The 15,266-nt window shown below is 57.4% G+C and carries 11 protein-coding genes; 8 read left to right on the forward strand and 3 right to left on the reverse strand.

Going from position 1 to position 15,266, the window contains the following annotated elements; all coding sequences use genetic code 11:
• The first annotated feature begins 117 nt into the window (after positions 1-117).
• The 5 genes from ftsE to BJU60_RS09685 all read left to right on the forward strand — a co-directional run bounded on the left by ftsE (position 118) and on the right by BJU60_RS09685 (position 5,753).
• Positions 118-804, forward strand: coding sequence for a cell division ATP-binding protein FtsE (gene ftsE, locus BJU60_RS09665; RefSeq protein ID WP_070328676.1), 687 nt, complete (start codon positions 118-120; stop codon positions 802-804).
• Positions 794-1,696, forward strand: coding sequence for a permease-like cell division protein FtsX (gene ftsX, locus BJU60_RS09670; protein ID WP_070328677.1), 903 nt, complete (start codon positions 794-796; stop codon positions 1,694-1,696). Before ftsE ends, ftsX begins: the two co-directional genes overlap by 11 nt.
• Positions 1,697-1,721: 25 nt before the next feature.
• On the forward strand, positions 1,722-3,074 hold the full coding sequence (locus BJU60_RS09675; protein ID WP_070328678.1) for a murein hydrolase activator EnvC family protein: 1,353 nt from the start codon (positions 1,722-1,724) through the stop codon (positions 3,072-3,074).
• 98 nt (positions 3,075-3,172) lie between these two features.
• The gene (locus BJU60_RS09680; protein WP_070328679.1) at positions 3,173-4,576 is read left to right on the forward strand and encodes a S41 family peptidase; all 1,404 of its coding nucleotides are present in this window, start codon (positions 3,173-3,175) and stop codon (positions 4,574-4,576) included.
• 40 nt (positions 4,577-4,616) lie between these two features.
• Entirely contained in the window at positions 4,617-5,753 is a 1,137-nt protein-coding gene (locus tag BJU60_RS09685) for a hypothetical protein (RefSeq protein WP_070328680.1), read from the forward strand.
• A 37-nt stretch (positions 5,754-5,790) separates the two neighbouring features.
• Here the strand turns inward: BJU60_RS09685 and glpK are convergent, their stop codons facing one another.
• The 3 genes from glpK to BJU60_RS09700 all read right to left on the reverse strand — a co-directional run bounded on the left by glpK (position 5,791) and on the right by BJU60_RS09700 (position 9,003).
• Positions 5,791-7,308: a glycerol kinase GlpK gene (gene glpK / locus BJU60_RS09690; protein WP_070328681.1), complete on the reverse strand. Its 1,518-nt coding sequence runs from the start codon at positions 7,306-7,308 to the stop codon at positions 5,791-5,793.
• Positions 7,309-7,338: 30 nt separating this feature from the next.
• On the reverse strand, positions 7,339-8,046 hold the full coding sequence (locus BJU60_RS09695; RefSeq protein ID WP_070328682.1) for an MIP/aquaporin family protein: 708 nt from the start codon (positions 8,044-8,046) through the stop codon (positions 7,339-7,341).
• Between the two features lie 99 nt (positions 8,047-8,145).
• Positions 8,146-9,003: a sulfite exporter TauE/SafE family protein gene (locus BJU60_RS09700; RefSeq protein WP_070328683.1), complete on the reverse strand. Its 858-nt coding sequence runs from the start codon at positions 9,001-9,003 to the stop codon at positions 8,146-8,148.
• A 143-nt stretch (positions 9,004-9,146) separates the two neighbouring features.
• Here BJU60_RS09700 and uvrB point away from each other — a divergent pair, with 143 nt between their 5' ends.
• From uvrB to BJU60_RS09715, 3 genes are all read left to right on the forward strand, one after another.
• Positions 9,147-11,123 carry an excinuclease ABC subunit UvrB gene (gene uvrB / locus BJU60_RS09705; RefSeq protein ID WP_302050627.1) on the forward strand — a complete coding sequence of 659 codons (1,977 nt, stop codon included), beginning with the start codon at positions 9,147-9,149 and terminating at the stop codon, positions 11,121-11,123.
• The gene (gene uvrA, locus BJU60_RS09710) at positions 11,124-13,997 is read left to right on the forward strand and encodes an excinuclease ABC subunit UvrA (RefSeq protein WP_070328684.1); all 2,874 of its coding nucleotides are present in this window, start codon (positions 11,124-11,126) and stop codon (positions 13,995-13,997) included. It begins immediately after the preceding gene.
• Positions 13,998-14,061: 64 nt separating this feature from the next.
• Positions 14,062-15,249 (forward strand): DUF4097 family beta strand repeat-containing protein, encoded by a 1,188-nt coding sequence (locus BJU60_RS09715; protein ID WP_070328685.1) that lies wholly within the window; start codon positions 14,062-14,064, stop codon positions 15,247-15,249.
• Positions 15,250-15,266: the final 17 nt, after the last annotated feature.

Raw genomic sequence — 15,266 nt, forward strand, 5'->3', positions numbered from 1 at the left:
GACAGAATCACTAGTTATCGTGTAGAACTGAGGCTAGGCGAAAATATTCACTTACTAAACAACTATACACTCGTCATAGATGCATGAAAAATTTATAAAAAGGGTAGGGAATACGTTATGATCTCGATGCAAAAAGTTAGTAAAGTATATCCAAACGGTGTCGTCGCAGTCGACGACCTCGATTTGAAGATCGAAGACGGTGAATTTTTATACGTCGTCGGACCATCCGGCGCCGGGAAATCGACGTTCATGAAAATGATTTATCGGGAGGAGAAGCCGTCGAACGGTCAACTGTTGATCGACGGGATCGACGTCGGGAAATTAAAACACCGCCACGTCCCGAAACTACGCCGCCAGCTCGGCGTCATCTTCCAAGATTATAAGCTGCTCCCTTCATTAACAGTGTATGAGAACGTCGCGTTCGCACTTGAAGTCGTTCAGGCCGACACGAATACGATGCGTAAGCAAGTCATGGACGTATTGAACCTCGTCGGACTTAAACATAAGGCGCGTAACTATCCGGACGAACTGTCAGGTGGCGAACAGCAACGTGTCTCGATCGCCCGCGCCATCGTCAACAAGCCGAAGCTCATCATCGCCGACGAGCCGACCGGTAACTTAGACCCGGATACGGCATGGGGCATCATGGAAGTATTCCAAGAGATCCATCGCCGCGGGGCGACAATCGTCATGGCGACACATAACCGTGACATCGTCGATAAGATCCGTCATCGCGTCATCGCGATCGAAAACGGCAAAGTCGTCCGCGATGAAGAGAAAGGAGCATATGGCTATGATATTTAAAAGTGGGCTACGCCATTTACGCGAAGGGTTCAAAGGGACGCTTCGCAACGGTTGGATGTCGTTTGCGGCCATCAGTGCCGTCACCATCACCTTGTTACTCGTCGGTATTTTCGCCCTCGTCATGTTCAACGTCAACGAGATCTCAGAGAACGTCGAGAACGACGTCGAGATCCAAGTGTTCGTCACACGGACGGCGGAGGAAGCGAACGTCGAGAAGCTAGGCGAGAACTTAGAACAGATCCCGGGCGTCGCCTCGGTGACGTTCAGCTCGAAAGAGGATGAACTCGAAAACTTCCGCAACCAGCTTGGGGAAGACGCCAACGCGTACGGTACGGTCGAGAAAGACAACCCGCTCCATGACCGCTATATCGTCAAAGCGGCAGACCCGCTCAACACGGAGACGGTCGCGGACGCAGTCCAGTCACTTGAAAACGTCGATAAGGTCACGTACGGTCAGGACTATATCGATAAGATGTTCGCCTTCTTCAACGGGATCCGCATCGGTGGACTCGTGTTGATCGTCGGACTCACGCTCATGGCGATGTTCCTCATCTCGAACACGATCAAGATGACGATCTTCTCACGCCGTCGCGAAATCGAGATCATGCGTCTCGTCGGAGCGAAAAACAGCTTTATCCGCTGGCCGTTCTTCATCGAAGGTCTTCTCCTCGGTGTGCTCGGCGCGCTCATCCCGATCGCGGTCATTTATTTCGGGTATGACGTCGCATATGGTGCTTTACAACCATCGCTAGATCAACTGAATAGTGATATATTTAAATTGATCGATCCATCGGTACTCACGACGCAAGTCTCGCTCGTCTTGCTTGCGCTCGGTGCGTTCATCGGGATCTGGGGATCGACGACATCGCTCGGTCGATTCTTAAAAGTTTAATTTGAATATGGGGAGGAATTGGCGGATGAAACGTTCGCTTGCGCTTGGATTAAGTTTGACGCTACTCGCCGCGCCGGTCATGGCGACGGAGAAAGAGACGTTGAAAGAACGACAAGATCGTCTATCCAATCAATTGGAGCAGTCTAAAAAAGCGCAAGTCGAGACGGACGCCGAGCTCGAAGTCACCGAGGCACAGCGCGACGCGGTCTCAACCGAGATCCGCGCCGTCAATGAACGTCTCGAGGGCTTAAGTGAACAGATCGCCGTCCAGCAAGTCGAAGCGGACGCGGCACGCACCGAGCTCGAGGCGACCCGCCAACAACTCGCTGCCCAAGGGCAGTATCTTGAAGGCCAGAAGGCGCTCCTTAGTGAGCGTCTTCGTGTGCTTCAAATCCATGAGGACCGGTCTTATCTCCAAGTCGTATTCGAATCCCGCTCGTTCGGGGATTTCGTGACGCGGCTCATGACCGCACAGACGATCGCGGAGCAAGACCGGGACCTCATACATAGCTATATGCATGAAGTCGAGCGCCTCGAGACGCTCGAGGCGACGCAACGGACACAGCTGTCGTTCGTCAAACAAAAAGAGCGCGAGCTCGTCGTCACGAAACAAGCGCTCGATCAAGCGGCCACAGAGAAACATGCGCTCCTCTCGGAACTGAACGAGCAGGTCGAACTGCTCGAGCTCGAACAGATGACCCGTGACGAAGAACAAGCGCTCATGAACGAACAGCGCCGCATCATCGCCAGTCAGCTCGACGCGATTGCGACGGCTGAACGGGAACAAGCGGAAGCCGAAGCCCGCGCGAAACAAGAGGCCGAGGCAAAAGCCGCCGCAGAAGCGCGAGCACGGGCCGAAGCAGCGGCACGAGCCGAAGCCACCGAACGAGCCGAAGCGAATCAAGAAACCGTGACACCACAGGCACCGCCAGCAGCGGAACCGAAAACCGTCACGGCTCCGGTCAGTACGTTCTTGCGCCCGGTGTCGGGTTACGTGTCGAGCCGGTTCGGACCGCGTGAGAACCCGCTCACCGGGGCACCGGAATCACACCGCGGCATCGATATCGTCAACGCGACCGGCACACCGATCGTCTCGGCCGCCCCAGGCATCGTCATCAAGGCGGCTGGAGCGACCGGTTACGGCAACGTCGTCTTCGTCTCGCACGTCGTGAGCGGACAAGTCTGGACGACCGTCTACGGTCATTTAGATTCGATCACGGTAGCGGCCGGCCAGTCGATCGGGGCGGGCCAGACGGTCGGTACGCTCGGCAACACGGGCTGGTCGACGGGACCGCATCTCCACTTCGAGCTCCACCGTGGGGAATGGGCACCCGGGCAACCAAATGCGGTCGACCCGGGCCCTTATATCGGCTACTGACAGACGGACGCGTCCCAAATATGTGGAACGCGTCCGTTTTTCTGAAGTTTTTGCTATACTGGATAAAAGACCGACAAAAAGAAATGAGGGACTTACCCGTGAAAAACACAACCGCAGGACTACTCGCCGGCGCGACGTTCGTGGCAGGGGCCGGTGCAGGCCTGGCGACGATGGCGTTCACCGATACGAGGTTACCGATCCAACCGAAAGCAGAAGGTTGGGACAAGGTCGAACAAGTCCGCAGCTTGATCGAGACGCACTCGCTAAAGGACATCTCGGAAGAAGACTTGTTGACCGGCGCCCTTGACGGCATGACGGCAGCGCTCGATGACCCGTACTCTGACTTCCTCGACGCGGAAGAGACGTCACAGTTCACCGACTCGATCGAGTCGAGCTTTGAAGGAATCGGCGCGACTTTGGAGAAGAAAGGAGAAGACATCTTGATCGTCGCTCCGATCAAAGGCGCACCAGCTGAAGCGGCAGGTCTTCGCCCAGGGGATATCATCACCGCGGTCGACGGCGAGTCGATCGAAGGGATGGCCGTCGAAGAGGCGGTCCAGCTCATCCGTGGCGAAAAGGGAACTGTTGTCACGCTGACGATCCGTCGCGGCGGGCAAGAGGCCGATTATGAGATCACGCGGGATACGATCCCGATCGAGACGGTCTACTCGGAAGTGAAAGAGCAGGACGGCAAAAAGATCGGCTATCTCGAAGTGACCCAGTTCTCAGAGCCGACGGCCGATGAGTTTTTAGAGCAGCTCGAGACGCTCGAGAGCCAAAATATCGATAGCTTGATCATCGACGTCCGTGGCAACCCGGGTGGTCTACTCCCGGCCGTCATCGCGATGACCGAAGGGTTCGTCCCGACGGATAAGCCGGTCGTTCAAATCGAGAACGCCGACGGGGAACGTGAGGCCCAAAACGGACGCGCCCGTGAGGCGAAGCCGTACAAGCTGTTCGTCTTGACGAACGAAGGCTCGGCCTCGGCGTCCGAGATTTTGGCCGGTGCGCTCAAGGAAGGCGCCGGTGCGACGGTTGTCGGCAACACGACGTTCGGGAAAGGCGTCGTCCAGACGGCGTTCGACTTGGAAGACGGTAGCAACTTGAAGCTGACGACGAGCAAATGGCTCACACCGGACGGCAATTGGATCAACGAGACGGGTATCGAGCCTGACGTTGAGGTCGATCAACCGGATTACTTCGGGGTCAACCGCATCCTCGCGGAAGAGGATTCGCTCAAAGTCGGGGACTACGGCGAGACGGTGTCGAACCTGCATACGGTGTTGACCGGGATCGGTTATGAGCCGGGCGGTCAGGCGGGTTACTTCGGTGACACGATGGCACAGGCGGTCTCAGACTTCCAAGCCGACAACAACTTAACGGAGGACGGGGTCGTCAATGAAGCGACGGCGTCCGCGCTCGAGTCACGGTTGCTTGAAGTCATCCAAGACGAGGCGAACGATGCCCAGTTGAACCGGGCACTTGAAGAAGCCGCAAAATAAGGATTAGGGAAAGGATTGGACAAGTGTGGACGTTCTACGAATGAGTTTTACCGCTTTGTTGACCTTGTTAGGTAGTCCGCTGCTCTGGGCGACGTTCGTCGCCCTCGCTTACATATCCATGACGCGCATTAAACGGGAGCGAAGCATGTTCCGGTCGCGCCGACGCTCGCCGAAGTCAGATTGGCGCCACTTTGTGTGGCCGAGTCTGTTGCTCGCGGTCCTCGGAACTGTAGCGACCGTCTTGCTCGAGACGACGGTCAACTTCGAGTGGGTCGTCACGTTCACCGTCCTCTACGCCCTGATCGTCTTGACGATGCATCCGCGCTTCATGAGTCCGGCGTTTCCGTTCCTGATCATGCTCGTGGTCATCGGTCTGCGCGACGTTGTCCCGCTAGCCGAGCTCACGAATTGGGTCGACCGGCTCGCCGACGTCGAGTGGCCGGTGTATGCGCTCGTGTTCGGCATCGTCACGCTCGCCGAAGCGATCCTCCTACGTTGGAACGGGATCAAAGAGACGTCACCGACGCTCATCTTGTCGAAGCGTGGCCAGTTCATCGGCGGACACGTCGTCAAGCGGGTTTGGTTCTTTCCGCTCGTCGTCTTTTTACCGCCGTCGTTCGGGCTCGACTTCTCGGTGCCGGTCATCTTGCCGATCCCGATCGGGGTCAGCCTGCTGTCGACCGGGGCACTGCCGGGAACGCTGCTCGGCCGCTTGAGCCTGTATCGCGGTTTGCTCGCGGTGGTCGCGCTCGGCCTGTTCGCCGGGTCGTACGTCCTCGACGTCCCGTACGTCGCTTATGTGTTGATCGGTCTGTTCGTCTTGTACGAGCTCGCCTTGCAGCTCATCAAACGGGAGAATCGCGGCACGACACCAGTCTTCCTGAACGGGAACCGCGGGGCGGTCATCATCGATACGCTTCCAGGTTCGCCAGGGGAGACGATGCAGCTCATACCAGGTGAGTCAATCTACAAAGTGAACGGTACGGTCATCACCGGGGGGAGCAGCTTTTACGAGGCGCTTCAACTCCATAAGCCGTACATCAAGCTCGAAGTGCTCAACTTGAACGGGGATATCCGCTTCGTGCAACGGGCGATGTATGAGGCCGATCCGCACGAGCTCGGCATCTTGTTCGTCGGGGATCCGATGAGCCCGCGCTTGCGCTTACGGAAATTATAAAAAGGAGCATCCGCGACGGATGCTCCCTTGCTTGTGTTTAGACTTCAAGTTTTGATGGTTTGAAGCCCATCGTCGCTTCGACGGCGTGTTGCCAGCCTTTGTAGAGCGCTTCACGATGCGCTTCGTCCATGTTCGGTTCGAACTGATGATCGAGTTTCCATTGCTGCTTGATCTCGTTCTGGTCTTTCCAGAACCCGACGGCGAGTCCGGCGAGATAGGCGGCGCCGAGCGCCGTCGTCTCACTCACTTCCGGACGTTCGACCGGTACGTTCAAGATGTCCGCTTGGAACTGCATGAGGAAGTCGTTGTTGACCGCACCACCGTCGACGCGGAGCGTCTTCAATGCGATGCCGGAATCTTGCTCCATCGCCGTCAAGACGTCGCGTGTCTGATAGGCGAGTGACTCGAGCGTCGCCCGGACGAAGTGTTCTTTTTCCGTACCGCGGGTGATCCCGAAGATGGCGCCGCGGACGTCCGAGTCCCAATACGGGGCACCGAGCCCGACGAAGGCCGGGACGACATAGACCCCGTCGGTCGTACCGACACGGTTCGCATACTGTTCCGTATCTTTCGCCGACTTGAGCATACGCAGTCCGTCACGGAGCCACTGGATGGCCGATCCAGCGACAAAGATCGATCCTTCGAGCGCGTACTCGACTTTTCCATCGTAGCCCCAGGCGATCGTCGTCAACAGACCGTGGTCCGACTTGACGGCTTCTTCTCCCGTGTTCATAAGCATGAAGCAACCCGTTCCGTATGTGTTCTTCCCTTCGCCTGACTCGAAGCAGGCTTGGCCGAACAAGGCGGCCTGCTGGTCACCGGCCGCGCCGGCGATCGGGACTTCGAACCCGAAGAAGTGGTACGGGATCGTGTGGGCGTATACTTCACTCGATGGCTTGACTTCAGGCAGCATCGACTTCGGTACGGTGAGGATGTCGAGCAACTCATCGTCCCACTTCTGCTCGTAGATGTTGTACATGAGCGTCCGTGACGCGTTCGAGTAGTCGGTGACGTGCGCGAGACCGCCCGAGAGCTTCCAGATGAGCCACGTGTCGATCGTTCCGAACAACAATTCCCCGGCTTCCGCTTTCTCACGGGCGCCTTCGACGTTGTCGAGGATCCATTTCACTTTCGTCCCTGAGAAATAAGCATCGATCAAGAGGCCGGTTTTGTCGCGGAACAAGTCCGCATGGCCCGCTGCTTTCAATTCGTCACAGATGCCGGCTGTCTGACGCGATTGCCAGACGACGGCGTTGTAGACAGGTCTGCCGGTCGACTTCTCCCAAACGACCGTCGTCTCCCGTTGGTTCGTGATGCCGATGGCCGCGATCTCTTTCGGGTCGATGTCGGCCGAACCGAACGCCTCGGCCATGACGGCGAGGACCGAACCCCAGATCTCGTTGGCGTTATGCTCGACCCAGCCTGGTTTCGGGAAGTACTGCTTGAACTCGCGCTGAGCGGTCGTGACGATCTTCCCGTCGTGGTCGAAGATGATGACCCGTGAACTGGTCGTACCTTGGTCGATTGCTAAAATATACCGTTTTTCTTTGTCCATATGAATGTGCCTCCTTAGAAGTTAGGGTGATTATGGGACGAGGATACCATAGAGCAGCGCGGCGATGACGGCGCCGATGATCGGGCCGACGACTGGGACCCATGAATAGGACCAGTCGGACGTCCCTTTATTTTTGATCGGGAGTATCGCATGCGCGATCCGCGGTCCGAGGTCACGGGCCGGGTTGATCGCATAACCGGTCGTGCCACCGAGCGAGAGACCGATCGAGACGACAAGGAGCGCGACGATGAGCGGGGTCAATCCGTCGGCGAACGAGTTGGCGCCGAACGAGAGTATAGCGAAGACGAGGACGAACGTCCCGATGATCTCCGACACCAAGTTGAACGGGAGGTTCCGGATCGCTGGTATGGTCGAGAACGTCGCAAGCTTCGCGCCCTGGTCTTCGGTCACGTCGTAGTGCGGTTTGTAGTGCACGTAGACGAGACATGCCCCAATGAACGCCCCGATGAACTGGGCAAGGATGTACAGTGGCACATCTTCCCAAGGGAATGCCCCGCTCGTGGCGAGTCCGATCGTGACGGCCGGGTTGATGTGCGCGCCTCCGTAAATACCTGCAGCGTACACCCCGACCATAACGCCAAAGCCCCAACCGAACGTGATGACGATCCAGCCGCCGTTCTCGGCTTTCGAGTGGCGGAGGACGACGCCGGCGACGACACCGTTACCGAGTAAGATGAGTAGCATCGTACCGATAATTTCGCTGACAAATGCTGACATGTGATACTCCCTTCCTTCCATATTAGATTTGGCTTACCACTTTTCTATATCCCCTGAATGAAAGCGCTTCGAAACCAAGATGTTGAAAAAAACCACTTCTCAACGAGAAAAGTGGTTCGGACTGGAAAATCGTTTGGAAAAATCGATGCTGATGCTGACGAGAAAGACAGCAAGGATACTCAAGCTCGCATAAGACAACGGTGTCCACCATGTCGCCCCGAGGTCGAGCACGATCGAGGCGATGACAGCAAAGTAGAGCCAAGCGAGCCGTCTTGAAATCTCGTGGTCCCGATAACGATTCGTGAGCGCTGCGCCGAATGGGGCACCGATGAAAGCACCCGTCACCAAGGCGAGCGGGGCAACGTAATCGAGCGACAGCGACGGCAAGTAACCGATGAGTCCGCCGAGCGAGATGAACAGGACGGCGGCGAGGCTCGTCCCGACGGCGCGGTGCGTCGAAAACCCGAGCCAACTCACGAGCAGCGGGACGATGATAAAACCGCCGCCGATGCCGAGGAGCGCCGACAAGAGTCCGGCGATCGCCCCGATGGAGAAACTTGCGACCAATCCGGATTTTTTCCGTTTCGGCGGCTTCGATGTTTTCTTTAGAAGCGTAACGGCAAAATAAGAAAGGATAAGCAAATAGAACACATTCAGCAACCAGTCATACGTCCCGGAGATCGAGAGTACGAGCCGGCTCGACAGCTGCGCGGTCACGGCACCGGCCAGACCGACCGTGAGGCCGGTCGACCAAGCCACGTTGCCGAGCGACGAGTGCTTCTTCGCCCCGGCCAGGCTCGTCCCGACGACGAACAAAAGTGACGTCGCGACCGCCTCGGCCGCCGAATATCCGTTGAACAAGAGCACCGGGACGATGATGACACCGCCCCCGATGCCGAAGAAACCGGACAAGGCGCCGACGACCGCGCCGAGCGGGATAAAGAGAAGTGACCACATGATGACCCACCCATTTCTGTTTAGATTCCTCCTCACTATAGCGAATCGGGGAGCGGTTTGGGAAGCGTCTCAGAAGCGAATATTTGTTCGTGTATGTGCTATAATCAAGTCAATATGCAAGGGACAGAAAGCGAGGAATATACATGGACAAGATCAAGCTTCCGTTCGAATTACATTCGGAATACAGTCCGGCCGGCGACCAGCCGGAGGCGATCCGCCAACTCATCGAAGGCGTCAATCGCGGCGACCGTTACCAGACGCTGCTCGGTGCGACCGGTACCGGGAAGACGTTCACCGTGTCGAACGTCATCCAGGAAGTGAAGAAGCCGACGCTCGTCTTAGCTCACAACAAGACGCTCGCCGGCCAGCTCTATTCCGAGTTCAAAGAGTTTTTCCCGAACAACGCCGTCGAATATTTCGTCAGTTACTACGACTACTATCAACCGGAGGCGTACGTGCCGTCGACCGACACGTTCATCGAGAAGGATGCCTCGATCAACGACGAGATCGACAAGCTCCGTCACTCGGCGACGTCGTCCTTGTTCGAGCGGGACGACGTCATCATCGTCGCATCCGTGTCATGTATATACGGCCTCGGTAACCCGGAAGAATATAACAGTCTCGTCTTGAGTCTCCGCGTCGGCAAAGAGATGGGGCGCGACCAGATGCTCCGCAAACTGATCGACATCCAATATGAACGGAACGACATCGATTTCCAGCGCGGGCGCTTCCGTGTCCGCGGCGACGTCGTCGAGATCTTCCCAGCGTCACGCGACGAGCAGTGCTTGCGCGTCGAATTCTTCGGTGACGAGATCGACCGCATCCGCGAGATGAACCCGCTCACCGGCGAGATCATCGCCGACCGTGAACACGTCTCAATCTTCCCGGCATCCCACTTCGTCACCCGCGACGAGAAGCTGCAAAAGGCGATCGTCAACATCGAGGCCGAGCTCGAGCAACAGCTTGAGAAGTTCCGCGAAGAAGGCAAATTGCTCGAAGCGCAACGTCTCGAGCAGCGGACGAACTACGACCTCGAGATGATGCGCGAGATGGGCTACTGTTCAGGCATCGAGAACTATTCACGCCATCTGAACTTGACGGAAGAAGGGGCGACGCCGTACACGCTCATCGACTACTTCCCGAAAGACTTCTTGCTCATCGCCGACGAGTCACACGTGACATTGCCGCAAGTCCGCGGGATGTTCAACGGCGACCAGGCGCGCAAACAAATGCTCGTCGACCACGGTTTCCGTCTACCATCGGCCAAGGACAACCGTCCACTCAAGTTCGAGGAGTTCGAGAAGAAGTTGTCGCAAGCGATTTTCATCTCGGCGACACCGGGCCCGTACGAGCTCGAGCATACACCAAACATGATCGAGCAGATCATCCGGCCGACGGGACTACTCGACCCGACGATCGAGATCCACCCGATCAAAGGACAGATCGACTACTTGATGGACCAGATCCGCGACCGCATCAAACAGGACGAACGCGTCCTCGTGACGACGCTCACGAAGAAGATGGCCGAAGACTTGTCGGACTATCTCCGTGAAGCGGGCATCAAGGTCAACTATATGCACTCCGAGATCAAGACGCTCGAACGGATCGAGATCATCCGTGACCTGCGACTCGGTAAATACGACGTCCTCGTCGGGATCAACTTGCTGCGAGAAGGGCTCGATATCCCGGAAGTGAGTCTCGTCACGATCCTCGACGCCGACAAGGAAGGGTTCCTTCGTTCTGACCGGTCACTCATCCAGACGATCGGACGGGCGGCGCGTAACTCGAACGGCCACGTCATCCTGTTCGCCGACAAGATGACCGATTCAATGAAACGGGCGATCGGGGAGACCGACCGCCGTCGGACGATCCAGCAAGAATACAATGAAGAGCACGGCGTCACGCCGCAGACGATCCGCAAAGAAGTGCGCGGCGTCATTCGCGCGACCGTCGCTGCCGAAGAAGAAGTGCTCGAGTCGCTCAGCTCGATGAATCAAGACGAGCGCGAGGCGGCGATCGGCAAACTAGAAGAAGAAATGAAACAAGCGGCCCGCGACCTTCAGTTCGAGCGGGCGGCCGAATTGCGTGACTTAATCTTGGAGTTGAAGGTAGGGAATTAAATGGCTGAAAAGAAAAATGCGATCGTCATCAAAGGGGCGCGCGTCAACAACTTGAAAAACATTGATATCGATATCCCCCGTGACCAGCTCGTCGTCTTGACGGGTCTGTCGGGATCAGGGAAGTCATCGCTCGCATTCGATACGATCTACGCCGAAGGGCAACGCCGTTACGTCGAGAGCCTGTCGGCATACGCCCGTCAGTTCCTCGGACAGATGGACAAGCCGGACGTCGATACGATCGAAGGGTTGAGCCCGGCCATCTCGATCGACCAGAAGACGACGAGCCGGAACCCGCGCTCGACCGTCGGGACGGTGACGGAGATCTATGACTACTTACGACTCTTGTTCGCCCGCATCGGGAAACCCGTCTGCCCACGCCACGGCATCGAGATCTCAAGCCAGACGATCTCACAGATGGTCGACCAAGTGATGGAGCTCCCGGAGAAGACGCGCCTGCAAATCTTGGCGCCGATCGTGTCGGGACGGAAAGGCACGCACGTCAAAGTGTTCGACTCGCTCAAAAAAGAAGGGTTCGTCCGTGTCCGCGTCAACGGGGAAACGATCGAACTGACTGATGACATCGAGCTCGACAAGAACAAGAAACATTCGATTGAAGTCGTCGTCGACCGGCTCGTCGTCCGCGCTGACGTCGAAGGCCGCCTCGCCGATTCACTCGAGACGGCACTCCGCCTCGCGGACGGCCGCGCCATCATCGACAAGATGGACGGGACCGAGTTGTTGTTTAGCGAACACCATGCTTGCCCGATCTGTGGCTTCTCGATCGGTGAGCTCGAGCCGCGCATGTTCTCGTTCAACTCACCGTTCGGGGCCTGCCCGACGTGTGACGGTCTCGGTACGAAACTCGACGTCGACCCGGAGCTCGTCATCCCAGACCCGTCGAAGACGCTGAAAGAAGGAGCGGTCGTCGCATGGCAGCCGACGAGCTCGCAATATTATCCGCAGCTGCTCGCCTCGATGTGTCAGCATTTCGACATCGACATGGACGTGCCGTTCGAACGGCTGTCAAAACGTGACCAAGACCTCGTCTTGCACGGGACGGAAGAAGAATCGTTCTTGTTCCGCTACGAGAACGATTTCGGCCAAGTCCGGACGAACACGATCTTTTTTGAAGGGGTGCTCCGCAACATCGAGCGCCGCTATAAAGAGACGACGTCGGATTACATCCGGGAACAGATGGAGACGTATATGGCGACGCACGCCTGCCCGACGTGTGACGGCTATCGCTTGAAAGAAGAGACGCTCGCCGTCAAGATCACCGACCGCCACATCGGGGAAGTGACGACACTCTCGGTCGAGCATGCGCTCGCCTTGTTCGAGTCGCTCATGGACGAACTGAGCGAAAAAGATATCGCCATCGCCCGGCTCATCTTGCAAGAAATCAAAGAACGGCTCAGCTTCCTGAACAACGTCGGTCTCGACTACTTGACGTTGTCGCGGGCGGCCGGGACGTTATCAGGCGGGGAAGCACAGCGGATCCGTCTAGCCACGCAAATCGGATCGCGGCTGACCGGCGTCTTGTACGTCTTGGACGAGCCGTCGATCGGGTTGCACCAGCGTGACAACGACCGCTTGATCGCGACGCTCAAACAGATGCGCGACATCGGCAATACGCTCATCGTCGTCGAGCATGACGAGGACACGATGATGGCGGCCGACTACTTGATCGACATCGGACCTGGCGCCGGAGAGCACGGCGGAGAAGTCATCGCCGCTGGCACACCGAAACAGATTATGAAGAACCGAAAGTCGCTCACCGGTCAATACTTGTCCGGGAAACGGTTCATCCCGCTGCCGGCCGAGCGCAAAGTGCCGGACGAGCGTTTCATCAGGATCGTCAAAGCAGCAGAGAACAACTTGAAAGAGGTCGACGTATCGATCCCGCTCGGTATGTTCATCGCCGTCACCGGTGTCTCCGGCTCCGGGAAGTCGACGCTCATCAACGAGATCCTGTACAAGTCGCTCGCGCACCATATTAACCGCGCCAAAGCGAAGCCAGGGAAGCATAAGACGATCGAAGGGCTTGACCAGATCGATAAAGTCATCGATATCGACCAGTCGCCGATCGGACGGACGCCGCGGTCGAACCCGGCGACGTATACGGGTGTGTTCGATGACATTCGTGACGTGTTCGCGTCGACGAACGAGGCGAAGATGCGCGGTTACAAGAAAGGCCGCTTCAGTTTCAACGTCAAAGGCGGACGCTGTGAGGCGTGCCGCGGGGACGGGATCATCAAAATCGAGATGCACTTCCTTCCAGACGTTTACGTCCCGTGTGAGATCTGTCATGGCAAACGCTACAACCGGGAGACGCTCGAAGTGAAGTATAAAGGCAAGACGATCGCCGACGTGCTCGACATGACGATCGAGGAAGGACTCGACTTCTTTGACAAGATTCCGAAAATCAAGCGGAAGATCCAGACGATTTCTGACGTCGGCCTCGGCTACATGAAGCTCGGACAACCGGCGACCGAACTGTCGGGCGGGGAAGCGCAACGCGTCAAGCTCGCGTCTGAGCTGCACAAACGTTCGACCGGCAAGACGATCTACATCTTGGACGAGCCGACGACCGGTCTTCACGTCGACGATATCGCCCGGTTGTTAATCGTATTGCAGCGCCTCGTCGAGAACGGGGACACGGTGCTCGTCATCGAGCATAACTTAGACGTCATCAAGTCGGCCGACTACTTGATCGACCTCGGACCTGAAGGCGGGGACGGCGGCGGCGCGATCGTCGCGACCGGGACGCCGGAAGAAGTCGCCGAAGTCACGGCGTCGTACACCGGCAAGTATTTGAAACCGGTGCTCGAACGCGATGCGGCCCGGGCCAAACCGAAAGCAGGAAAAAAGAAATAAGTATAGAAATGTTTAGAAACGGGAACATGATTGACGTGTAACCAAATCGAAGGGGGAAACGAACGTGAAACAAGAAATGCGTGAACTGATTCTCCAGCAAGTGAAAGATGGCAAACTGACGATCGAGGAAGGGATGACCCAACTCGAACGGCTCGAGAAGTTGGAGCCGGAGCGTATCCAAGCGCTTGAAGAGCATCAAGAGACGGAGAAGGTCGATGCCTACTCGGTCGAGTCGCTCACGACGAAACTGACGTCAGCGGTCGATGGACTCGTGACGAAACTTCGCGACAGCGATTTCTCGTTCAGCTCGAACTTCGGGCCGGAAGTGACGTACTCGAAATCGTTCCCGTTCACCGGGAAAGACATTTTGCTCGACTTGTTCAACGCCTCGGCGACGATCGTCTCGTCGGACCACGACGAGTGTGAACTGATCGTCACCGGACGTCCGCTCCGGCAGCAAGACGCGGACAAAGCGCTCGAACAGCTCCAGTCGGCCGTCAAACATTCGGTCATCGGCGACCGTCTCGTCATCTCACTTCGTGACAAGCTCGTCCGGGCCCACGTCGAACTGTACGTCCCGCATCATCATTTCGACCACTTGAACGTCCAAACGTTGAACGGTGAAGTCCGTGCCGACGGGATCGACGTCGAGAGCTTCCGCGTCCAGACGGCGAACGGCCGCGTCGTGCTTCACGAGGTGCACGCTTCAGAGATCCTCGTCAACACGGGCAATGGTACGGTCGAGGTCGAAGCGACCGAGTCTGAGCTCGTCCACGTCCGGACCGGTAACGGTTCTGTCATCGTGAACGGGAAGTATGACAAGGCCTCGCTCAAGACCGGGAACGGCAACATCCGCGCCGAACTCGCGACGGCGCGTCCGGCCAAGTTCGAAATCGCTTCGCTCGCCGGGAACATCCGACTCGTCTTGCCGCACGGCGTCGAGATCGAAGGCGAGCTCGAGACGAACTTCGGTGGGCTCCACTGTAACTTGGACGACCTCGAGATCGTCCGCGACCGTAAAGACGTCGCCCAGCGTCGTCTCGAGTTCTTATCAGGCCGTGGTCAGACGCCGCGCATCGAAGTCGAGGCCGGTACGCGTACTGGTACGATCGACCTCGAGCACGGTTCACTCCACACGCCGTCGACGTTCCTCGAAGAAGACAAGCACGAACCGACGGAACCGAATGATCCGGTCGACCCGGTCAACCCGGTCAACCCGGCCGACTTGAACAACCCGTTCCATCAGCAATGACAATCAACCCCGAAGGC

This window comes from Exiguobacterium aurantiacum (assembly GCF_001766415.1).
GTDB lineage: Bacteria > Bacillota > Bacilli > Exiguobacteriales > Exiguobacteriaceae > Exiguobacterium > Exiguobacterium aurantiacum_A.

Excerpts from the sequence above, each read along its gene's own strand:
- ftsE (WP_070328676.1), top strand. The coding sequence starts at position 118 with ATGATCTCGATGCAAAAAGTTAGTAAAGTATATCCAAACGGTGTCGTC.
- ftsX (WP_070328677.1), top strand. The coding sequence starts at position 794 with ATGATATTTAAAAGTGGGCTACGCCATTTACGCGAAGGGTTCAAAGGG.
- BJU60_RS09675 (WP_070328678.1), top strand. The coding sequence starts at position 1,722 with ATGAAACGTTCGCTTGCGCTTGGATTAAGTTTGACGCTACTCGCCGCG.
- BJU60_RS09685 (WP_070328680.1), top strand. The coding sequence starts at position 4,617 with ATGAGTTTTACCGCTTTGTTGACCTTGTTAGGTAGTCCGCTGCTCTGG.
- glpK (WP_070328681.1), bottom strand. The coding sequence starts at position 7,308 with ATGGACAAAGAAAAACGGTATATTTTAGCAATCGACCAAGGTACGACC.
- BJU60_RS09695 (WP_070328682.1), bottom strand. The coding sequence starts at position 8,046 with ATGTCAGCATTTGTCAGCGAAATTATCGGTACGATGCTACTCATCTTA.
- BJU60_RS09700 (WP_070328683.1), bottom strand. The coding sequence starts at position 9,003 with ATGTGGTCACTTCTCTTTATCCCGCTCGGCGCGGTCGTCGGCGCCTTG.
- uvrB (WP_302050627.1), top strand. The coding sequence starts at position 9,147 with ATGGACAAGATCAAGCTTCCGTTCGAATTACATTCGGAATACAGTCCG.
- uvrA (WP_070328684.1), top strand. The coding sequence starts at position 11,124 with ATGGCTGAAAAGAAAAATGCGATCGTCATCAAAGGGGCGCGCGTCAAC.